Annotated in this window: 18 protein-coding genes and 1 pseudogene; 12 read left to right on the top strand and 7 right to left on the bottom strand. The window is 59.8% G+C overall.

The features are described 5' to 3' along the window. Nucleotides 1–138 (top strand): IS3 family transposase (locus tag ABRP98_RS09850; RefSeq protein ID WP_349859001.1); only part of this gene is annotated, 138 nt, incomplete at its 5' end. A gap of 117 nt (nucleotides 139–255) precedes the next feature. On the opposite strand, the gene fabG is transcribed toward ABRP98_RS09850, so the two are convergent. Next, complete coding sequence (gene fabG, locus ABRP98_RS09845) at nucleotides 256–1,020, bottom strand: 3-oxoacyl-ACP reductase FabG (RefSeq protein ID WP_349858997.1); 765 nt, start codon at nucleotides 1,018–1,020, stop codon at nucleotides 256–258. A 230-nt stretch (nucleotides 1,021–1,250) separates the two neighbouring features. Between fabG and clpX the strand changes: the two genes are divergently transcribed. Beyond that, nucleotides 1,251–2,546 (top strand): ATP-dependent Clp protease ATP-binding subunit ClpX, encoded by a 1,296-nt coding sequence (clpX, locus tag ABRP98_RS09840; RefSeq protein ID WP_023029150.1) that lies wholly within the window; start codon nucleotides 1,251–1,253, stop codon nucleotides 2,544–2,546. Nucleotides 2,547–2,698: 152 nt separating this feature from the next. Here clpX and ABRP98_RS09835 read toward each other — a convergent pair. Together ABRP98_RS09835 and ABRP98_RS09830 are read right to left on the bottom strand one after the other, a co-directional pair. After that, nucleotides 2,699–3,906 (bottom strand): annotated as a pseudogene (locus ABRP98_RS09835) (IS110 family RNA-guided transposase). Between the two features lie 369 nt (nucleotides 3,907–4,275). Next, entirely contained in the window at nucleotides 4,276–5,034 is a 759-nt protein-coding gene (locus tag ABRP98_RS09830) for a TetR/AcrR family transcriptional regulator (protein WP_296090348.1), read from the bottom strand. A 407-nt stretch (nucleotides 5,035–5,441) separates the two neighbouring features. Here ABRP98_RS09830 and ABRP98_RS09825 point away from each other — a divergent pair, with 407 nt between their 5' ends. Continuing rightward, complete coding sequence (locus ABRP98_RS09825; RefSeq protein ID WP_284770213.1) at nucleotides 5,442–6,404, top strand: malate dehydrogenase; 963 nt, start codon at nucleotides 5,442–5,444, stop codon at nucleotides 6,402–6,404. On the opposite strand, the gene panC is transcribed toward ABRP98_RS09825, so the two are convergent. Both panC and panB read right to left on the bottom strand, forming a co-directional pair. Then, entirely contained in the window at nucleotides 6,401–7,222 is an 822-nt protein-coding gene (gene panC, locus ABRP98_RS09820) for a pantoate--beta-alanine ligase (protein WP_349858993.1), read from the bottom strand. The genes ABRP98_RS09825 and panC overlap by 4 nt on opposite strands. A gap of 11 nt (nucleotides 7,223–7,233) precedes the next feature. Beyond that, nucleotides 7,234–8,055: a 3-methyl-2-oxobutanoate hydroxymethyltransferase gene (panB, locus tag ABRP98_RS09815; RefSeq protein ID WP_005277923.1), complete on the bottom strand. Its 822-nt coding sequence runs from the start codon at nucleotides 8,053–8,055 to the stop codon at nucleotides 7,234–7,236. Between the two features lie 57 nt (nucleotides 8,056–8,112). Between panB and ABRP98_RS09810 the strand changes: the two genes are divergently transcribed. From ABRP98_RS09810 to ndk, 5 genes are all read left to right on the top strand, one after another. Next, a complete protein-coding gene (locus tag ABRP98_RS09810) occupies nucleotides 8,113–10,845 on the top strand; it encodes a valine--tRNA ligase (protein WP_349858991.1) in 2,733 nt (910 codons plus the stop codon). Continuing rightward, the gene (folC, locus tag ABRP98_RS09805; protein WP_502878799.1) at nucleotides 10,845–12,416 is read left to right on the top strand and encodes a bifunctional tetrahydrofolate synthase/dihydrofolate synthase; all 1,572 of its coding nucleotides are present in this window, start codon (nucleotides 10,845–10,847) and stop codon (nucleotides 12,414–12,416) included. Before ABRP98_RS09810 ends, folC begins: the two co-directional genes overlap by 1 nt. Continuing rightward, nucleotides 12,413–12,898, top strand: coding sequence for a DUF4233 domain-containing protein (locus tag ABRP98_RS09800; protein ID WP_349858989.1), 486 nt, complete (start codon nucleotides 12,413–12,415; stop codon nucleotides 12,896–12,898). Before folC ends, ABRP98_RS09800 begins: the two co-directional genes overlap by 4 nt. A gap of 5 nt (nucleotides 12,899–12,903) precedes the next feature. Next, entirely contained in the window at nucleotides 12,904–13,215 is a 312-nt protein-coding gene (locus tag ABRP98_RS09795) for a hypothetical protein (protein WP_349858988.1), read from the top strand. 86 nt (nucleotides 13,216–13,301) lie between these two features. Further along, nucleotides 13,302–13,712 (top strand): nucleoside-diphosphate kinase, encoded by a 411-nt coding sequence (gene ndk / locus ABRP98_RS09790; RefSeq protein ID WP_005277934.1) that lies wholly within the window; start codon nucleotides 13,302–13,304, stop codon nucleotides 13,710–13,712. A gap of 146 nt (nucleotides 13,713–13,858) precedes the next feature. On the opposite strand, the gene ABRP98_RS09785 is transcribed toward ndk, so the two are convergent. Next, nucleotides 13,859–14,209, bottom strand: a complete 351-nt coding sequence (locus ABRP98_RS09785; RefSeq protein ID WP_349858986.1) for a metalloregulator ArsR/SmtB family transcription factor — start codon at nucleotides 14,207–14,209, stop codon at nucleotides 13,859–13,861. Nucleotides 14,210–14,319: 110 nt separating this feature from the next. Between ABRP98_RS09785 and arsB the strand changes: the two genes are divergently transcribed. Next, nucleotides 14,320–15,384 carry an ACR3 family arsenite efflux transporter gene (gene arsB, locus ABRP98_RS09780; RefSeq protein WP_349858984.1) on the top strand — a complete coding sequence of 355 codons (1,065 nt, stop codon included), beginning with the start codon at nucleotides 14,320–14,322 and terminating at the stop codon, nucleotides 15,382–15,384. Here arsB and ABRP98_RS09775 read toward each other — a convergent pair. Beyond that, the gene (locus ABRP98_RS09775; protein WP_349858982.1) at nucleotides 15,381–16,148 is read right to left on the bottom strand and encodes a hypothetical protein; all 768 of its coding nucleotides are present in this window, start codon (nucleotides 16,146–16,148) and stop codon (nucleotides 15,381–15,383) included. The genes arsB and ABRP98_RS09775 overlap by 4 nt on opposite strands. A gap of 224 nt (nucleotides 16,149–16,372) precedes the next feature. On the opposite strand from ABRP98_RS09775, the gene ABRP98_RS09770 reads away from it, so the two are divergent. The 3 genes from ABRP98_RS09770 to rpmA all read left to right on the top strand — a co-directional run bounded on the left by ABRP98_RS09770 (nucleotide 16,373) and on the right by rpmA (nucleotide 21,079). Further along, a complete protein-coding gene (locus tag ABRP98_RS09770) occupies nucleotides 16,373–20,227 on the top strand; it encodes a translation initiation factor IF-2 N-terminal domain-containing protein (RefSeq protein ID WP_349858980.1) in 3,855 nt (1,284 codons plus the stop codon). 224 nt (nucleotides 20,228–20,451) lie between these two features. After that, entirely contained in the window at nucleotides 20,452–20,757 is a 306-nt protein-coding gene (rplU, locus tag ABRP98_RS09765) for a 50S ribosomal protein L21 (protein ID WP_023023542.1), read from the top strand. A gap of 43 nt (nucleotides 20,758–20,800) precedes the next feature. Further along, nucleotides 20,801–21,079, top strand: coding sequence for a 50S ribosomal protein L27 (rpmA, locus tag ABRP98_RS09760; protein ID WP_005277951.1), 279 nt, complete (start codon nucleotides 20,801–20,803; stop codon nucleotides 21,077–21,079). The last annotated feature ends 134 nt before the right edge of the window (nucleotides 21,080–21,213 follow it).

Here is a 21,213-nt window from a genome sequence, read left to right as displayed (position 1 = left end):
TTCGACACCGTCGAAGACTTCAACCAAGCGATCGACGAGTACATCCAGTGGTACAACACCGAACGCATCCAACAACGGCTCAAGGGCCTGACCCCGATGCAATATCGGAATCAGACCCTTGAACCCCTCATCGCCTAGAATTAAAACAGTCCAACTTTCGGGGGCCAGTTCAAACGGTGTCGGCGGGGTTATCTGTGTCTTAGGGTGGGCATCGTCAAGCGCCAGCTGGGCAAGCACTAGCTAGGCAGGTGCAGGCTAGCGCGGCGGCAGGATGGCCTCGGGGGTTTCTGGCAGGAGCTGGCCGCCGTCAATAATCAGCGTTTGGCCGGTGATATATCCGGCCTCGGTGGAGGCGAGGAAGGCCGCGGCATTGCCAATATCGCGCGGGCTACCAAGCCGGTGCAGCGGAATGGAGCGCGTCATCTCATCGAGGTACTCCTGGCCCTGTGCCTCGAGGCCTTCGGTGAGGATATTTCCGGGCAAAACGCCATTGATGGTGATGCCATCGCGGGCGATTTCTAGGGCAGCGGAGCGGATGAAACCTTGTTGGGCCGCCTTGGAGGCGCCGTAGTGCGCCCAGCCGGGAAAGCCGGTGTGCGAGCCGGTAATGGAGGTGGTAATGACAATGCGCCCGTAGCCTCGTTCCTTCATATACGGGAGGGCCTCCTGCACGACCTTGAACGTGCCGTGGGTATTGATATCAAACATGGTTTCCCACTGCTTATCCGTCATCTCTTCCAACGGGCAGTTGGGAAAGACCCCGGCATTGGAACAGACGATATCGATTGCGCCGTGCGTGGCGTGGGCTTTGGCAAACAGTTCTTTAATGGAGTCCCTATCGGTGACATCGACAGAACAGGCGGTAGCACCGAGCTCCGCGGCGGTGGCTTCAGCCTTGTCGGTGTCAATATCGGCGATGATGACGTTCGCGCCGGCTTCGCGCAGGGAGGCAACGATGCCTTTGCCGATGCCCGCAGCCCCGCCCGTGACAATCGCGGTACGGTTGGTGAGGTCAAACATGAAATGGCTCCTTCGGCGGTGGTGGAGGTAGTGGAGGATCCAATCCCAAGTTTAGTGGTGTGGGCGGATAAAGATCTGCGAATTTCGCCACGCGGAGGGAATGAATAGGAGCCGTGTCGGGTTGATTTACTAAGGTAGATTTTTGAACAACCAACCGCGGGGATGGAAGTGAGCGAGCCTTCCGCCCCACCTTTAAAAGCGGTAAACAAGAGCGAGTGTGAAAGTACTGAATGGCACGTATGCAAGAAAGCGCTGATCTCCTGAAGTGTTCCTTCTGCGGAAAGAGCCAAAAGCAGGTGAAAAAGCTCATCGCCGGCGGCGGGGTCTACATCTGCGATGAGTGCATCGAGCTCTGCAATGAGATTATTGAAGAAGAGCTCGGCCACGAGCAGGCTGAGGAGTCTTCCGAGGCGGAGGTGCGCCTGCCCAAGCCTTCGCAGATTTCTTCCTTTTTGGATAAGTACGTCATTGGCCAGGACAAGGCCAAGCGTGTGCTGTCGGTAGCGGTGTATAACCACTACAAGCGCATTAAAGCCGAAGAGTCCGCCGCGCTAGATGCGCGCCGGAAGAAGGCCGAGGGCGAAGAGGTAGAGATATCTAAGTCCAATATTTTGATGCTGGGGCCCACCGGTTCCGGTAAGACCTACCTGGCGCAGACCTTGGCGCGCCTGCTGGATGTGCCTTTCGCCATCGCGGATGCCACCAGCTTGACCGAGGCCGGTTATGTGGGCGAAGATGTAGAAAATATCCTTTTGAAGCTGCTGCAGGCAGCGGATTTCGATGTGGAGCGTGCCCAGCGCGGAATCATCTACGTCGACGAGGTGGATAAGATTTCCCGCAAGTCTGAAAACCCCTCCATTACCCGCGATGTCTCCGGCGAGGGCGTGCAGCAGGCGCTGCTGAAGATCCTGGAGGGAACCGTTGCCGCCATCCCGCCGCAGGGCGGGCGCAAGCACCCGAACCAGGAATTTATCCAGCTGGATACCTCCAATATCCTCTTCATCGTCGCCGGCGCGTTTGCGGGCCTTGACCAGGTGATCGCGGATCGCGTGGGCAAGAAGGGCGTTGGCTTTGGCGCGAAGCTGGGCACCGAAGACGAGCGGGAAAAGGTGGACCTATTTTCCCAGGTGCGCCCGGAAGACCTCGTGAAGTTCGGCTTGATCCCAGAATTTATCGGCCGCCTGCCCGTGGTGGCGACGGTGGATAACTTGGACCGCGAGGCCCTGGTCAAGGTGCTCACTGAGCCGAAGAACTCGCTGCTCAAGCAGTACAGCCGCCTATTTGAGATGGATGACTGTGAGCTGCACATGGATGACGGGGCGCTGGATGCTATCGCTGAGCTCGCCCTCGAGCGCAAAACCGGCGCGCGCGGCCTGCGCGCGATCCTGGAAGAGCTGCTCGTTCCAGTGATGTTTGAGCTGCCGGACCGGGAAGATATTTCCGCCGTGCACATCACCGCAGACTGCGTCACCCAGGGCGCAGAGCCCGAATTCACCTACAAGGATGAGGCGAAGGAATCGGCTTAGTTAGAAGGGGGTGTTCCTATGTAGTTTGTCAATCTCGCGGGTGGGGTGGACGGGGGCGGATCCCTAACTCGGGATTTTTAGGTGTGTTGTTTTTGCGCGCGACTGGTAGCCGACTGGGATTTTTCCCAGTCGGCTTGTTTCACTGTTAGGGGTTAAGCTGCTGCGGCTTCTTTTGCTGGGGCGGGGTCGTGGTAATACTCGTGGTTGCGCATCATGGCGTAGAGGACGTTGAGTCGTCTGCGGGCGAGTGCTACTACTGCGGCGTTGTGTCTTTTGCCTTCTTTGCGCTTTCGTTCATAGAATTGGCGTGAACGCTCGTGGAATCTGATGGATGCAAAAGATGATTGCCATAGGGCGTTCTTTAATTTTTTGTTGCCGGCTCTATTCAGTGAGTTCGACATTATTGAAGTGCCTGACTGGTTTGTCCGGGGCGATAAGCCAGCGTAAGAGGCTAGGTGCCCAGCTGACGGAAAGTCGGACATATCGCCCGCGGTCATGAGAATTTGGGCAGCCGTCTTCGGCCCGATTCCCGGCATGGATAGCAGGATTTGAGTGTGGGGATGTCGTTGATGAGCTCGATGACTTCCTTGTCGATTTGTTTGCGGTGCTCGAGCTTTAAAAGTGCGTCCTTTGCTGACATTGCTACGCCCATTTCGGCATAGTGTGCACCGGCAATGGTGACTGTTTGCTCAGCAATGGCAGCGAATATCGCATCGAGGACAGGTTCGGGATTGCGTGCCTTATAGCGTCGAGCAAAGGCAGCTGCCTTGGCCTTACCTAAGCGTTTTATCTTGGTGGGCCCGCCGTAGCGTGCAAGTAGGTGCAGGACCCATTTGCGGTGGATTATTTGGCCGCGAATGGCCTGCTCGAATTGCGGGTAGCAACCAACAAGTGCGCTTCGAATCTGGTTGATGAGCCTGGTGTAGGAGCGTGCTAAGTCTTCGTCGATGCCGTTGAGGACTTTCAACTGGAGGAAGGCTTCTTCGACGCGGTCGACACTGCGAAGGGATTCTGGAAGGTTCTTTGCAGCGTGGGCGATGATGTAGGCATCCCGGATATCAGTTTTGGCGTTTCCGGCATGGATGCGTGAGAGCTGACGCATTGCCAAGCCGGGAAGATAGCGCACATCAATTCCAAGGTCTTGGGCTACCGCGACAGTAAGCCGACCAATATTATTTGGCTGGTCAACAACGACAAGGACCTTGTTGTTACCAGAGTAGAAATTCGAAAAGAGCGCGCGCAAAGCCTGCTCGTTTTGATTGATTCGTTTGGACAGGACCTGGGCGCCGTGGCTATCTAAGACGCAAGCGTGGTGGAAGTATTTTCCAACATCCATTCCAATGACATAGTCGTAGGCCATGCCAGACCTCCTAGCGAGTTTAATGAGTATGGGACTTCTTTCATCGCTGGTGGTCGGACATACTTCACGCTGGCATCCACATTACTTTGAGACCTCACACACTTGATGTGGGTCAGGTTCCTATTAGCAGTCTGGAGTATGTCACTGCCTTCGGCGGCATCACCCCCAGGATCATTGTCAGACAGGGACGAAAATAAGCCATACCGAAGCCAGCGACTAGTTCCACTGCTCCTGAAAAAGAAAAGCAAAAGGAACGCAGACAAACATAACCTGCCCCGGCACAGGGGCAGAGTTACGAATCCTGGGTAACCTCAAGCGGAACTGCAAACAACGTAATGGGGCATCGGCAAGCAGCCGGTGCCCCTACTTTTATGCCTCGCCGTAGATATCTTGCGGGGAGGCCTCGTCGCCCTCGTCGGCATCAGAAGGCACCAAATAAGACTCGTGGCCGGAATCGGGGATATTGGCGGTGAGGAATGCCAGCACGGTATCGACGGTAAGCCGGTGCATGCCGTCGGTATTTGCCTGGCTGGACATATCCACGCCCAACAGGTTGTCCATCATCGCCCGGTTGGTCACGCGGTACGAGGTGAGCGAGGCGATGATGGTGAAAATATCGTTGGTGGAAATGCCCGGGCGGAAGGCGCCGGCGTCCTGGCCCAGCATGAGCAGGCGATCGAGGTGAAGGGCGACGCCGCTAAAATCCGCCACGGGATTGGTAGAAGAGCCCACGATGGACTGGGCGGTTTCCCAGGTCATCATGCGGATGGCCTCGGGGTGGTTGACGTACTGCCAAAAGATCCAGTCCACCAGCTTGCGCACGCCTTCGACCGGGACCGCGGAATCGAGTTCCAAGTCCTCTTCATTGGGGCGGAGGCGCTCGGCGGCGGTGCTTAAAGCGCTCAAGTACAGGCCCTGCTTATCGCCAAAGTGGTAGTGAATCATGCGCTTGGACATGCCGGATTCCGCGGCGATGGTATCCAGCTTTGTTTCAGAAAAACCCCACGCGGAAAACTGGGAAATGGCGATATCCACCACGGCATCGGTACCGATGGAATCCGCAGCGTGAGCGTCGGAGTCCTCCGCCTGCTCCGCAGCGTGCAGCGGTTCGGTGTGCTCAGTGCTCATAGCATGTGTCCTATCTCTGCTTCGCGGCGCCGATGTGGCGATGGTGGGTAGTGTCTCGGGAACTGCACGGCCGGCCTCATGCTGGTTCGATGCGGCAGTGGTTGGCCACCGTGCAGCCGCCCACAGGCAGTGAATGCATCCCTGCAAGCGCGCTCCCCAGTGGGGTCTGTGCCGCTTCCATCATGCCCGATTAGCCCCACCCCGCGGGAGGAATGTGCCCATTGGGGGCGTTAATTTGGAGGTAAATGGGGGTAATATCCGGAAATTTGGCGGCGTTTTCCCTCCGAAAGAGGGGGATTTATTTCACAACACGCTACCTCCGTATAGCGCTAAGCTCGGGGTGGATACATCCTGTGGAGGGTGGCGTGCATGAGGGACGCTTACAACTCCACGACAAATGAGGAGGAATGAGCATGACCCAGCCAGTAAAAGTAACCGTTACCGGCGCCGCCGGAAATATCGCCTACTCCCTGCTGTGGCGGATTGCCGCGGGCGACGTATTTGGCAAGGACACCCCGGTAGACCTTGCCCTGTTGGAAATCCCCGCGGTAGTAGAAAAGGCCGAGGGCGTGGCCATGGAGCTGCGCGATTCCGCCCTGCCGCTGGTTAACTCGATTACGGTGACAGATGACCTCAAGGTCGCCTTCGAGGATGCCTCCGCCGCATTCCTCGTCGGCTCCCGCCCGCGCAGCAAGGGCATGGAGCGCGCTGACCTGCTCGAGGCCAATGGCGCCATCTTTACTGAGCAGGGCAAGGCCATCAATGACTATGCGGCGCGTGATGTCCGCGTGCTGGTGGTGGGCAACCCAGCCAATACCAACGCGCTGATTGCCGCGCATAGCGCGCCGGATCTGGATAACTCCCAGTTCAACGCACTCATGCGCCTAGACCACAACCGCACCTTGGGCCAGTTGGCGGCCCAGACGGGCAAGGCCACCAAGGACTTTTCCAAGATTGCGGTCTGGGGCAACCACTCCGCCACCCAGTTCCCGGATATCGCCTTCTCAAACGCGGAGGTAGATGAGCAGTGGTACCGCGAGGAGATGATCCCCAAGGTGGCCAAGCGCGGCGCGGAGATCATCGAGGTGCGCGGCAGCTCGTCCGCGGCGTCGGCTGCATCTGCGGCCGTGGACCACATGCACGATTGGGTCCACGGCACCGAGGATTGGCGCACCGCCGCCGTTCCTTCGGATGGCTCCTACGGTGTCGATGAGGGCCTCATCTGCGGCTTTCCCACCATCTGCCGCGACGGCAAGTGGGAAATCGTCCAAGGCCTGGAGCTCAGCGATTTCCAGAAGGAGCGCATCGAGGCCTCCGTGCAGGAGCTGCGTGAGGAGCGCGAGGCCGTAGCCCACCTGCTGAAAGGTTAAGCCTCCAGCACCAAGTTATCGATGAGCCGCACCGGCCCCACATGCGCTGCTACCAGCGCCAAGGCGGGCCGGTGTTGTGCATCTACGGGCTCGAGCGTGGCCGGGTCCACCACGGTGAGGTAATCCACCGTCACGCCGGGGGAGGAAGCGAGCTGGGCCTCAGCTTCTTCACGTGAGGCGCCATCCTGCAGCGCGAAGAGTGCCTGGGATAAGGCGACCGCCTGCTCACGCTCGGCGGCACTGAGGCGCGCATTGCGGCTGGACTCGGCCACGCCGTCCGTTGCGCGCACGATGGGCACGCTGATGATGTCCAGCGGCAGGTCGAGGTCCGCCACCAGGCGGCGGATGATCGCTACTTGCTGCGCATCCTTTTGCCCAAAATAAGCGCGGTCTGGTGTGACAAGCTGAAACAGCTTGCTCACCACGGTGGCCACGCCGTCAAAGTGGCCGGGGCGCGAGGCACCTTCCAAGACCGAGCCCATCTCACCCGTGCGCACCCACACCCGCGGGGTGCCACCCGGGTACATTTCCTCCACGCTGGGGGCGAAGACCGCATCGACTCCCAACGAGTCCAGCAGTGCGGCATCCGCGTCGAGGGTGCGCGGGTAGGCGCGGTAGTCTTCGCAGTCGCCCAGGTCCGTGAACTGGAGGGGATTGACAAAGACCGAGCACACCACGGTGTCGTTGTCTTCGCGGGCGCGGCGAATGAGGGAAGCGTGGCCGTCGTGAAGCGCGCCCATCGTGGGCACCAAACCCACGGAACCGGACGCTGCCGCGCGGAAGGCACGGAGTTCGGATTTAGTTGTGAGGATCTGCATGGCTTAAGACCTTAGTCCTCGAAAGACTCCTCGGCGTTGGGGAAGGAACGTTCACCCACATCTGCGACATAGTCCTTCGCTCCTTCCAGCAGCGCGCCGCGCAGATTCGCGTAGCGGCGCACAAAACGCGGCGCCTTGGGACCTCCCAGGCCGAAGGCATCGGTCCACACCAGAATCTGACCGTCGGTCTGCGCGCCGGCGCCGATGCCGATGGTGGGGATGGGCAGCTCCTTGGTCACCTGCTCAGCAAGGGCTGCCGGGACCATCTCCAGCACTACGGCGAAGGCGCCGGCCTCGGCGAGGGCGCGGGCGTCGTCGTGAAGCTTCTCCGCACCGGCACCCCGGCCTTGGACCACGAAGCCGCCCAAGGCGTGGACCTGCTGGGGTGTAAAGCCAATGTGGGCGCAGACCGGGATGCCGGCGGCGACAAGCGCGGCAACAATGGGAGCGCGCTCCGCACCGCCCTCCAGCTTCACGGCCTGCGCGCCGGTTTCCTTCATGACGCGCACCGCGGTCTCCAGCGCCTGGGAGGGGCCGTCCTCATAGGAGCCGAAGGGAAGGTCCACCACCACGAAGGCGCGGGAGGTCGAAGCAACCACCGCGCGGGCCAGCGGGATCATCTCATCGAGGGTGAGCGAGAGCGTGGTTTCGCGGCCCAGCACCACGTTGGCCAGGGAATCGCCGACGAGCAGGAGATCGACCCCGGCTTCATCGAAGATTTCGGCGGTCAAGCAGTCGTAGCTCGTCAGGCACGCGAAGGCCTGAGAGTTGTCTTTGGCTTGGGTGAAGTAACGGGTGCGGAGGCGGGCGCGGTGGCCAGGGTTGTGAGACATGCCCTTACTCTAGACAGGCCGGTGGTGCCAGTTGACGCACAGGGTAGAGTTGGCCAGGTGACTGATCAGAATAAAGAGCAACTCGTTGGCACCAACCGCGCGGACCAGCTTCCCAAGTCCTGGGAGCCGCAGGCAGTAGAAAAAGACCTCTACGAAGGCTGGGTAAGCGCCGGTTACTTCACCCCGGATGCATCCTCGGAGGCGGAGCCCTATTCCATCGTGCTGCCGCCGCCGAACGTCACCGGCCAGCTGCACATGGGCCACGCCTTGGACCACACTCTGATCGACTCCATCATTCGCCGCAAGCGCATGCAGGGCTATGCCACCCTGTGGCTGCCGGGCGCTGACCACGCAGGCATCGCCACCCAGACCAAGGTGGAGGCCCGTCTGCGTGAGCAGGAGGGAAAGAAGCGCTGGGACTATGAGCGCGAGGAATTCATCAACAAGGTCTGGGAATGGAAGGAAGAATTCGGTGGCACCATCCAGAACCAGATGCGCGCCATCGGTGACTCCGTGGACTGGACCCGCGAGCGCTTTACCCTGGATGAGGGCCTGTCGCGTGCGGTACAGACCATCTTTAAGAACCTCTACGATGAGGGCATGATTTACCGGGCCAACCGCCTGGTCAACTGGTCACCGGTGCTAGAGACCGCCGTTTCTGATATCGAGGTCGTCTACAAGGACGTCGAGGGCGAGCTGGTCTCCATCCGTTATGGCTCGCTCAATGACGATGAGCCGCACCTCATTGTTGCCACCACGCGTGTGGAAACCATGCTTGGCGATGTCGCCATTGCCGTCCACCCCGACGATGAGCGCTACGCCCACCTCGTGGGCCAAGAATTGGATCACCCCTTCCGCGATGACCTGAAGCTGAAGATCATCGCCGATGATTACGTGGACATGGATTTTGGTACCGGTGCGGTAAAGATCACCCCGGCCCACGATCCAAATGACTACGCCATGGGCACCCGCCATAACTTGGATATGCCGACGGTGATGGATACCACCGGCCACATCGCGCATACCGGCACCCGGTTTGATGGCATGACGCGCGAAGATGCGCGCGTGGAAATTAGGGAGGCGCTGCGGGAGCAGGGGCGCATCGTCAAAGAAATCCGCCCCTATGTTCACTCCGTGGGCCACTCGGAGCGCTCCGGCGAGCCCATCGAGCCGCGCCTATCGCTGCAGTGGTTCGTCGATGTCGCGCAGATGGCGAAGGCTTCCGGTGACGCCGTGCGTGAGGGCGATACCGTCTTGCACCCGCAGTCGCTGGAACCGCGCTATTTTGAGTGGGTCGATGACATGCACGATTGGTGCATCTCCCGCCAGCTGTGGTGGGGCCACCGCATCCCCATTTGGTACGGCCCGGAGCGTACGAACGAGTCCGGCGAGGTCGAGCGTGACATCGTGTGCGTCGGCCCCGATGAGGAGCCGCCGGCAGGATACGAGCAGGATCCGGATGTCCTCGATACCTGGTTCTCTTCGGCGCTGTGGCCATTTTCCACCCTGGGCTGGCCCGATAAGACCCCGGATCTGGAGAAGTTCTATCCCACCAATGTGCTGGTTACGGCCTATGACATTTTGTTCTTCTGGGTCGCCCGCATGATGATGTTTGGCACCTTTGCCGGCACCAAGACCCCAGAGCATTTGGGTAAAGGCACCGATGGCCGCCCGCAGATTCCTTTCAAAGACCTTTACCTGCACGGCCTTGTGCGCGATGAGCAGGGCCGCAAGATGTCCAAGTCCCTGGGCAATGGCATTGATCCGATGGACTGGGTGCGCGATTACGGCGCCGATGCGCTGCGCTTTACCCTTGCCCGCGGCGCCAACCCGGGCGTGGATTTGCCGCTGGGCTCTGACGCCGCCGCGGCATCGCGCAATTTCGCTACCAAGCTCTTTAATGCCACCAAGTTTGCGCTGATGAACGGCGCCGGCGTGGCACCTTTGCCTAGCCGCACGGAGCTTTCGGATGCCGACCGCTGGATCCTTGACCGCGCCGAAGAGGTGCGCACCCAGGTCGATGCCTACTTGGACGATTATCAATTTGCCAAGGCCAACGAGCTGCTCTACCACTTCACCTGGGATGAGCTCTGTGACTGGTACCTGGAGATTGCCAAGACGCAGATCCCGCGCGATGGCGAAACGGTAGAAGGCCGCAATACCCAGATCGTCTTGGGCCGCGTCATCGACGTGGTGCTGCGCCTATTGCACCCCACCATGCCGTATGTGACCGAGGTGCTGTGGAAGGCATTGACCGGCGGGGAATCCATCGTCATCGCCCCGTGGCCCACAGTGGCCGATACCAACGGCGGCGCCACCAAGGACGCGGTGGCCGCCCGCCGCATCGATGATGCCGATAAGCTCATTACCGAGCTGCGCCGCTTCCGCTCCGATCAGGGCGTTAAGCCTTCGCAAAAGGTGCCGGGCCGCCTCGACTTCGCCGCGGCAGACCTGCAGGGCCAAGAGGAATTGGTCCGCAACCTGGCCAATACCACCGCGCCGGGCGAGGACTTTAACCCCTCGGCCTCCATTGAGGTGCGCCTGTCCCAGGCCACCGTGGAGGTCACGCTGGATACCCACGGCGCGGTCGACGTCGAAGCAGAGCGCAAGCGCCTGGAAAAGGATCTGGCCAAGGCCAATAAGGAACTGGAACAGACCGGCAAGAAGCTGGGCAATGAAAACTTCCTGGCCAAGGCGCCGGAAGACGTGGTCAATAAGATTCGGGCGCGCCAAGACATCGCGCGCGAGGAAGTCGAGCGCATTACCAGCCGTTTGGAGGGCCTTAAGTAGTGTCAGATCAGCGCTTCAATCACGACGCCAACGGGAACGGCGAGGCCGCCGGGGGAGAGGACGATTTTGAGATCGTCGATGCCCTCAAGGAGGGTACCGAGGGCACCCCGGTGGAGATTACGGAATCGGGCCTGACCCTCAACCTGGGCATGGGCGAGGACGAAGAATATAACGACGCCGCGCCCCAAGAGGTATCCCCGGAGGAGCTGCAGGCGCTCGGTGAGGTGGAAGACGAGCTCAACCAGCGCTGGCCGGAGACCAAGATCGAGCCCAGCCTGGAGCGCATCGAGATGCTCATGGATTTGCTGGGACATCCCGAGCAGTCCTTTGATGTCATCCACATTGCGGGCACCAACGGCAAATCTTCTACCGCGCGCATGGTCGATTCGCTGCTGCGTTCCTTCCACCGCCGCGTGGGCCTGGTCACCAGCCCGCACCTGCAGCGGGTCACCGAGCGCATCGGCATCGATGGTCGGCCCATCCACCCGCGCGACTACGTGCGCCTGTGGCACGAAATCAAGCCGTATGTGGAGATGGTGGATGCGCGCTCAGACGTTCCCATGTCCAAGTTCGAGGTCTTGGTAGGCTTGTCCTATGCAGCGTTTGCCGATGCCCCCGTTGACGTCGCCGTCGTCGAGGTCGGCCTCGGCGGGCTGTGGGATGCCACGAACGTGGTCAATGCGGACGTCTCCGTGATTACCCCGGTTGGCCTAGACCACACGGATTACCTGGGCAGCGATATTCGGGAGATTGCGGGGGAGAAGGCGGGCATCATCAAGCGCCGCGCCGATGCCGAAGACCCGCTGACCCCGAACGAAAACATCGCCATCATCGCCGAGCAAGACCCTGAGGCCATGCAGGTCATCCTGCAGCGCGCGGTGGATATGGATGCCGGCGTGGCCCGCTCCGGAGCGGAATTCGCGGCCTTAGAATCCCGCATTGCGGTCGGTGGCCAGCAGGTTAATATCCAGGGCCTCGGCGGCATGTACGAGGATATTTTCTTGCCGTTGCACGGCGAGCACCAGGCCAAGAATGCGGCCGTTGCCCTTGCAGCGGTCGAAGCCTTCTTCGGTGCCTCTTCCGGGCATCCTCTGGATATTGCCTCCGTGCGCAACGGTTTTGCCAAGACGATTTCGCCCGGCCGCCTCGAGCGAGTGCGCACCTCGCCCACGACGTTTATCGATGCCGCCCACAATCCCCACGGCGCCAAGGCGCTTGGCGCGGCGCTCGACCGCGATTTCGATTTTGCGCGGCTCATCGGCGTGCTCTCCATCTTTGGCGATAAGGATGCCCAAGGCATCCTCGCCGCGCTGGAGCCGTACTTGAGCGAGGTGGTAATCTCCCAGAACTCCTCGCCGCGCGCGATCGATGCCTATGAATTGGCGGAAACGGCCCGCGATATTTATGGCGAAGAGCGCGTCTATGTGGCCGATGATCTGCCCGGTGCCTACGCGCAAGCCGTGGAGCTGGCGGAGGAATCTGAGGTGCAATCCGGCTCCGGTATTGTCATTACCGGTTCGGTGGTTACCGCCGGCGAAGCCCGCGCGATGTTTGGAAAGGAGCCCGCATGACTAGCCCCAATCCTAGGTCCCGCCCGCCTCGTCCGCCGCGCCGCGGCGACGAAGTCGAGGATAATGAAATCGGCCCATTGGGTTTGGGGCAAGACCCCGTCAAGGATCCCCTTAAGAGCTTTAATGGCATGGTCATCGCCAGCTCGCTCATCATGGAGTCGATCACCCTCGTTTTGGCCCTGCCGCTGTTGTACAAGCTGTATGACGGAACGCTGTGGACGCCGTTTAATTACGGCCTGGTCATAGGCGCCCTGATATTCCACGTGGGCATGATCGCGTTTATGAATAAGAAGTGGGCGCTCACCGTCATCGTCTGGGCGCAGCTATTGGGCCTTATCCTAGGTTTTATGGCGCACTGGTCCATCGCCGCGATCTTCATCATCTTTGGCATGGAGTGGCTGCTCGCGGCGTATTTGCGCAGTAACTTAATCGCCCGCATGAAGCGCGGTTACTTAACTACCCAGCACCTCAACCAGAAGTAGGGGCCATGCGCACCGTCTATCTCGTCCTCGCGGCCTTGGCCTGCATTGCCGCGGTCGTTGCCCGCGCGGCCACGGGAACGCCGTGGCTGCCGCTAGTAGCGCTCATCATTGCCGCCGTATTTTTGGCCCTGGCCCTGCGCGCTAATTTTCAGCGGGCAGAAGAAGCCACCCTTGATGATTTAGATAAAAAGCAGTGCGCAGAGATTAAGCGTTTGCTAGGCAACGGCCAGTTCGGCACGGCGGTTAACCAGGTGCGCCTGTGGTTTAGGGGGACCTCGCACGAGCGCGCGACGGAGATAGTCCAGCAGCTTACTTAATGCTTATTAAATGCCGCCCACTACGCTGCCCCCGCTTATGGCCCTCGGTCGTGGACGAGTTGTGGGTATTCGGTACAGTATGGGGCATGACTGAACGTACATTGATCCTCATTAAGCCGGACGGCGTAAAGAACGGCCACGTGGGCGAGATCATCGCCCGCATCGAGCGCAAGGGCCTCAAGCTGGCCGAGTTGGACCTGCGCGTGGCTGACCGCGAGACCGCAGAAAAGCACTACGAAGAGCACAAGGACAAGCCATTCTTTGGCGAGCTCGTGGACTTCATCACCTCCGCACCGTTGATTGCTGGCGTCGTTGAAGGCGAGCGCGCCATCGAGGCATGGCGTCAGCTGGCCGGTGGCACCGACCCCGTTTCCAAGGCTGCGCCGGGTTCCATCCGCGGTGACTTCGCACTCAGCGTGGGCGAGAACATCGTTCACGGCTCCGACTCCCCAGAGTCCGCCGAGCGAGAAATCGGAATTTGGTTCCCGAATCTCTAAGCACTGAACCTACCTAGTTTTCAAGGAAGCCCGAGCGTTAAGCTCGGGCCTTTTCCTTTATAAAGGGACTTATTAAGGGTCTAAAAACGTTGATTGGCTCACAGAATTGCGGGCATATTAGCTCAAGGTTTTTAGTTAGTGGCTCTTTAATCGAAGGAGAGTAACTTGCACAGTGTGGTGAAAGCTTGTTTTTGCACTTCATGGGTGACGGTGCGGCCAGTTTGCCGTTTGGCTAAGAGGCCAGCATCTCGCAATTTTGCAAGATGATGAGACACCGTCGGTTGGCTAAGACCGGATAATGGGGTCAGTTCGGAGACGCTCATCGGGCCACAGCCTTCATCGCACAATATAGACAAAAGGCGAAGTCGAGCAGGATCTGCAAGTACCTTGAATTGCTGGGCAAGATGCACGGAATCGGCCTGGTCTAGGGGGCCGTTGCTGAGTGAACAACATTCGTTGATGTGAGGATTTTTGGTCGTGCCGTGCGAAGAAACCATGCCTTTAGTATATGGGCGTTTGACACACCCTTTCATATTGACATCTATCGATATGAATGGTTACAGTGCTGCACGGTACAGTGCGAATTGGGTCAATAAAGGAGATGGGTATGGCTACATCACAGCAGCCGCGTTTGGCTTTTCTCGATCGTTTTCTTCCCGTGTGGATCATCATAGCTATGATTCTTGGCCTGCTTATAGGTCATTTTCTTCCAGGCATTGGAAAGGCACTCTCAGCTTGGGAGGTTGGAGGTATTTCCCTCCCAATCGCTTTAGGGCTGCTGGTGATGATGTATCCACCGCTTGCTAAAGTGCGCTATGAAAAGACCCGGGAGATTGCCACTGACAGACGGCTGATGACCGTGTCAATCGTTTTGAATTGGCTTGTGGGGCCAGCATTCATGTTCGCACTGGCCTGGCTATTCTTGGCGGATCAACCCGAGCTGCGCACGGGTCTTATCATTGTCGGCCTTGCCCGCTGCATCGCCATGGTCTTGGTGTGGTCAGACCTATCCTGCGGTGACCGAGAAGCCACGGCAGTATTAGTAGCAATCAACTCCGTCTTCCAAGTTGCGATGTTCGGTGTCCTGGGTTGGTTCTACCTGCAGATACTGCCGGGATGGCTGGGTCTTGATACCACCTCTGTCGAATTCTCTTTCTGGTCCATTGTTACTTCAGTGCTCGTATTCTTAGGCATCCCGCTTTTGCTCGGGGTTATCTCCCGAGTATGGGCAGAGAAAACTAAAGGACGTGAGTGGTTCGAAAACCGTTACCTTCCTGCGGTGTCTCCTTTGGCAATGATCGGTTTGCTGTATACAATCGTCTTACTGTTCTCCCTGCAGGGAGAACAGCTCGTGGAGCAGCCGGTAGCAGTGGTTAGGGTAGCGGTGCCTCTGATGTTGTACTTTGTCGGGATGTTCTTTCTGGCTTTGGGCGTAGCTAAAGTTGCCGGAATGAATTATGCACAGTCTGCCTCAGTGGCCTTTACCGCAGCGGGAAATAATTTTGAGTTAGCCATCGCGGTGTCCATCGGTACCTTTGGTGCCACCTCTGCTCAAGCGTTGGCCGGTACCATTGGACCTCTTGTTGAAATTCCGGTTTTGGTTGGCCTGGTATACGTAATGCTCTGGATTGGTCCCAAGTTATTTCCTGGAGACCGGAGTCTGCCGAATTAGCGTCTGCCAAGTTGATACAGGCACCGCACTCCAGTAGGGGAGCGGGTGATGCGCCAGCTTTCTACTTTCGAGCGCAGCCCAATATTTTCTACCTTCACTAGCCCATGCTTTTTTAGTTCCTGGAGCGCATCCGGCAGGGTATCTAGCTCCACCTGCATCAGGCGGGACAAGGCCTTAGTGGTAGTCGTATTGCCCTGGACGGCCCCAGCGGTGACGAGGGCGGTGAGGATATCGAGGTGGGCATCGGCAAGCTGCATTGCACTATCCGTGACCCCCTCTAAGGGATCTTCAGCCACGATGCGCTGCATGCGGCGGCGGCCAATGCGAAAGGACTGGGAAAGCATGGCCCACAAGCCCAGCGGGAGTGCGAACGCCGACACCGCTCCGGTTAAGATGCCTTCCACGGGCGGGGCCAGCGAGATGTTTGGCAACCAGCCAGCCGCGGACAGCGGGGCCATGGCCAGCGGTAGAGCAAGTGGTATCACTGGCGCCCAATAAGCAATGGCGGGGTAATCGCCCTCGAGGTAGACATCCTGGCTAGCCCCAATAGAGCGGGGATAATGGCGGATGAGGTGCACCAATCCAATGACCGCGAAGACCGCAAAAACGCCGGCGCCCATCAGCATGTAGCTGGCCTCCGTTTGGGCAAACCCGAGGGCAAAACCGGCCGGAACGCCGAATAAGCACGCCTCTTTCGGCGTAATCTCATTACGCTGCCGGTACTGCGATAATGTTCGGGCGGGACGTGGTGCCAGTTCTGCCATAAGTTCAAACGTATCATCGCCCACAGCCTGCTCGCCCCGCCGAGATTCTGTGACACAATGGAACTCACGCGCAGCGCGCGCATAACTTCATAACCCCACAAGCTTTAACGCAGTGCGTTTATTGTGGCTTTTCGTGCGGCAGCGGCACAGTTCCTCTTTGGGCTGTGCCTGCGCCCGAATAGCCGGCGCACCATACAATCGAAGTACAGGAGTAAGCCCAACTGATGGCGGCACAGAACTCTCAAGAAACAACTGAAAACCTACAGGCAGCTGCGGCTTTGGCCCAGCGGATAGACCCGAGCGAGCTAAAAGATAAAACTCGCGTATATGCCATGGCCAAAAAGCTCGGCCTATCATCACGCCAGCTGGTGGCGCAGCTTAAGGACATGGGTCTGAACAAGACCGCGCAGAGCTCCATTACCCGCGCGGAAGCCGGCGACCTCTTTGCGGCTTTGGCGCGCCACGCCGGCGCTGCGGAGGCGGGACAGTCGGCAGCCGCGGACGAGAACCCAGAGGACGCAAAGCCCGAGGTCAAGGCCAAAACCACCAAGCGGGCTCGGCGCGCCCGCAAGGCCACGAAGAAGTCCGCACCCGCGGCAAAGAAGGAACCGGCGCGGGCCGATGCCGCGGTGGGAGATAGCGCTCCGGCTGAAAGCACTGCTGCCGATGGGGAAGGAGAAAAGAACCTGCGCTACCGCGTGCGCAAGAACGTGGACAATGAAATCTCCCAGATTGTGGAAAAAGTCGATGCTTCGCTGGTAAAAAGCGCACTGCCGGATGTAAAGCAGGCGCCGGATCGTCTGCCGGATCCTGAGCCGTCGAACGCGCCCGCGCGCGCTGAAGATGATGCCGATGCTAATGCCACCGACGCTGCCGCTGCCGGAGCTGGCGAAGCGACTGGGACCGTGGATCCGGCCAAGCTGCATGAGGTGCTGGCAGAGGCCGGCGAGGACTTCGACGATGATTACTATGCACCGCGCATAGTCCCGCGCGCGGAGACGGACGAAGATTCCGCCGCGTATGACTTCGCGCCGCTGTTTATGCCACCGCAGCAACAGGAAACTGCGGAGCTTGGCGGGGACGAGGCCGCGGACATGGCGGCGATCGCTGAAGCAGCAGATGCGGCGGATCCTGCCGAAGACGCCGAGGCCGACGAGGCCGAGGCAGGCAATAAGGCAGCGCGCGGGGGCTCTGACAAGCGCCGACGCGGTCGCCGCGGTACCTCCCGTGGGCGCGGCGTGCACGAGAACGCCAAGAAGGATGTGGCGGATAAGGAGCCGGAGCTTATCGATGAGCCCAAGGCCATCCGTGGCTCCACCCGCATCGAGGCACAGAAGCGCCGCCGCGCAGAATTGCGCGAAAAGGGCCGCGAGCGCCAGCACATCGTGTCCCAGGCGGAATTTTTGGCGCGGCGCGAGGCCGTGGAACGCACCATGGTGGTGCGCGATAAGCAGCGCGAGGACGGCGCGGGCATCGTCACGCAGGTGGGCGTGCTTGAAGATGACCTCTTGGTCGAGCACTTCGTTACCACCGAGGCCCAAGCCTCCCTCATTGGCAATATTTACTTAGGCCGCGTGCAAAACGTCTTGCCATCCATGGAGGCGGCATTCGTGGACATCGGCCAGGGCCGCAATGGTGTGCTTTATGCTGGCGAGATTGACTGGCGCAAGACCAAATTGCACGGGCGGTCCCGCAAGGTTGAAAATACCCTGAAATCCGGCGATCAAATCTTGGTGCAGGTGGCAAAGGACCCGATTGGCCACAAGGGTGCGCGCCTGACCACCCGGATTTCCTTGGCCGGGCGCTACCTCGTCTACGTACCAGGCGGCCGCAGTGCTGGAATTTCGCGCAAGCTGCCGGCACCGGAGCGCAAGCGCTTAAAGGACATCTTGGGCCGCGTGGTGCCAGGCGATGGCGGCGCCATCATCCGTACCGCTGCCGAAAACGTTCCCGAGGAGGCCATTGCAGCAGATGTGCAGCGCCTGCATAACCGGTGGGAAGATATTTCCACCCAAGCTAAGAAGGAAAAATCCTCCAAGGGTGCTAAGCCGGTCACGCTCTATGAAGAGCCGAATATGCTCATCAAGGTCGTCCGGGATCTCTTCAACGAAGACTTCCATCGCCTGATCGTGGACGGGAAGCGTTCCTTTAATACGGTCAATGCCTACGTGGAATCCATGGCCCCGGACCTTGCAGACCGCGTGGTGCGCTATAAGCCCAAGGACCACGGCGGCCAGGATGCCTTTGCCGCCTACCGCATTGATGAGCAGCTGCATAAGGCGCTCTCGCGCAAGGTATGGCTGCCATCTGGCGGCACCTTGGTCATCGATCGTACCGAGGCCATGACCGTCATCGACGTCAACACCGGCAAGTTCACCGGCTCCGGCGGCAACCTTGAAGAGACCGTGACCCGCAATAACCTGGAGGCGGCCGAGGAAATCGTGCGCCAAATGCGCCTGCGCGATTTGGGCGGCATGATTGTGGTGGACTTTATTGACATGGTGCTGCCGGAAAACCAGGACTTGGTGTTGCGCCGCCTGAAGGAGGCCTTGGGACGCGACCGCACGCGCCACCAGGTATCCGAGGTTACTTCCCTGGGCTTGGTGCAAATGACGCGCAAGCGTTTAGGCACCGGCCTGGTAGAGACCTTTTCTACCGAGTGTGAGCACTGCCATGGCCGCGGCATCATCATCCACGAGTACCCGGTCGATGAAGCAGAAGACAACCACTCCGGCCACCACTCGCACGGTTCCTCCAAGGCTCACAAGAAGCCTGAGCACGATCCCCAGCAGCATCCGGCTGCCGTGGTCATGCACGAGCACGACGATGAGGACGAGCGCGCGGAGAAGAAGGGGCAGAAGGGCCGCAAGGGCCGCAGGAATGCCACGTCCCAGCCGCAGAAGTACCAGAAGACGGACGCACCGCTCTACGGCAACGAGGACGAGCAGTCACCGTCTCTGGAGGAGCTGGTGGCCAATGTTGTCGTAGACGATGAGACCGGCGACTCCGAGCAGAAGGAGTCCCAGAAGCGCGCCGATAACGCCCGCGGACACCGCGACGACCGAGGCCGCAGCGAGGGCAAGCAGAAGAAGCGCCGCCGAGTGCAGAAGAAGTCCGAGGTCTCTGAAATCGAGGCCATCGCCTATGCTGCGGCAGAAAACGCCGCCGAAAGCGATGAGGTACAGGAATTTAATTCCTATGTGCCCGATGGCCAAGAATCACCGGCGAAGGAGAAGAAGCGCACCCAGCGGGGCAAGAAGCCGCGCCGGGCAACGCGGACCTCGCCCGCTTCCCGCCGCGTGCAGGAGCAGCAGAAACAGCGCCAGCAGGCGGCTGAAGAGAAGAAGGCGGTAGCTACCGATGCCCCGGAGAAGACCTACGAGGAGGCAGTAGCCGAGTTTGAGGCTTCTCCGCGCCGGAAGCGGCGCACGCGCGGAAATTCGCGTTCCGATAATCGCCCGCGCCCAGAGGCTTTTGCCCAGCCACAAAAAGAGGAATCCACGGGTTCCGCCGAGAAGTCACGCGGTGACGGTGCGGCACAGCAGGACGCCGAGCAGCAAAAGCCTCGCAGCAAGTCACGCGGGCGTGGTCGGCGTCGCAGCGTTCGCACCCAGCCAAATTCCCGCCGGGCAAATGTGCGGGCCTCGCACCGGGCAAACGCGCAGGATGTAAAGCAGGACGACAAGCGCGGGGACACCTCGCGAACTGCGGAGCAGCGTCACGAGAATATCAGTGGCGGGAAGAATAAATCCTCGGTACAGGGAGGCCGTCGCGGCAAGCGCCGGGTGGTGCGTACGAACCCGAGGGATAAGGCCACCTCGCACAATGCGGGTGGCCCAACGGCTACACCTGTTCAAGGGGAGAAGGATTCCCAGAAGGCTAGTGCTCCGCAGACTGAAACCAAGGTCATTCGCCGCGGGAAGAAGCGCGCGGTGAAAAAGACCGGGGCGCCGGCAGCGGCCGCGCGGCAGGAACGTACTGGGGAAAAGGCGTCCACTAACGCGCCGGAGACCCCGCAGACTGGTGCTAAGGACGCGGGCCGGCGGCGGCGCCGCGTAGCACGGCGAGCTACTTCCTAGGGCATCGCCACGCGGGTGCGAAGTGCGTGGTTTGTATTTTGTACCCGCGGCGGGGTAGTCTTTGACAGTCGCTGTTTAGAACTCTCGGCGCTGGATCAGCCCACAATTGCCGCCCGGTGATTGCGGACATGTTCGCGCGGGGTCTGAACGCAATATGTAAGTGTCCATTCGGATAACGGCCTGGATGCCGTGTCCGAGCGAGTTTAGATAAGGGGTAACCCTCTATGTACGCGATCGTCAAGACCGGCGGCAAGCAGTACAAGGTTGCTGAAGGTGACCTCGTCAAGGTCGAGAAGATCGAGGGTGAGCCAGGCTCTGCCGTGGCTCTCACCCCGGTTCTGCTCGTCGATGGCGCCGCTGTGAAGTCCAAGGCTTCCGACTTGGAGAAGGTTTCCGTTGCTGCGGAAATCGTTGAACAGGGTAAAGGTCCAAAGATTGATATCCTGAAGTACAAGAACAAGACTGGTTACAAGAGGCGTTTGGGTCACCGCCAGCCTCAGACCACCTTGAAGATCACCGGTATCAAGTAAGCCTTAACCGGGCTGCAAATCATCCCCGAAGGAGGGAAACGACATGGCACACAAGAAGGGTGCTTCCAGCTCCAGCAACGGTCGCGATTCCGAGTCCAAGCGCCTCGGCGTCAAGCGCTTCGGTGGTCAGCAGGTTAACGCCGGCGAGATCATCGTGCGTCAGCGCGGCACCAAGTTCCACCCAGGTGAGAACGTTGGTCGCGGCGGCGATGACACCTTGTTCGCACTTGCTGCTGGCTCCGTGAAGTTCGGCATCAAGCGCGGCCGCCGGATGGTCAACATCATCCCGGCTGAAGAGGTTGCTGCAGAAGCTACTGCTTAAGCACGACCGCAGCAGTCAATCCTCGGGCAGCTTTCACTACGGGTGAGGGCAGCTCGAGGATTTTTTATATCTCCACCACCATTTCCTCCGAGCGGGCCCTCCCCGCGAGGGTTAAACGACAAAACGTGTTGTTT

The sequence above is a fragment of the Corynebacterium sp. KPL2838 genome (genome assembly GCF_040225455.1).
In the GTDB taxonomy this organism is placed as follows: Bacteria; Actinomycetota; Actinomycetes; order Mycobacteriales; family Mycobacteriaceae; genus Corynebacterium; species Corynebacterium rhinophilum.
The sequence above is the reverse complement of the archived record's forward strand: the minus strand, read 5'-3'. Positions and strand labels throughout refer to the sequence as shown.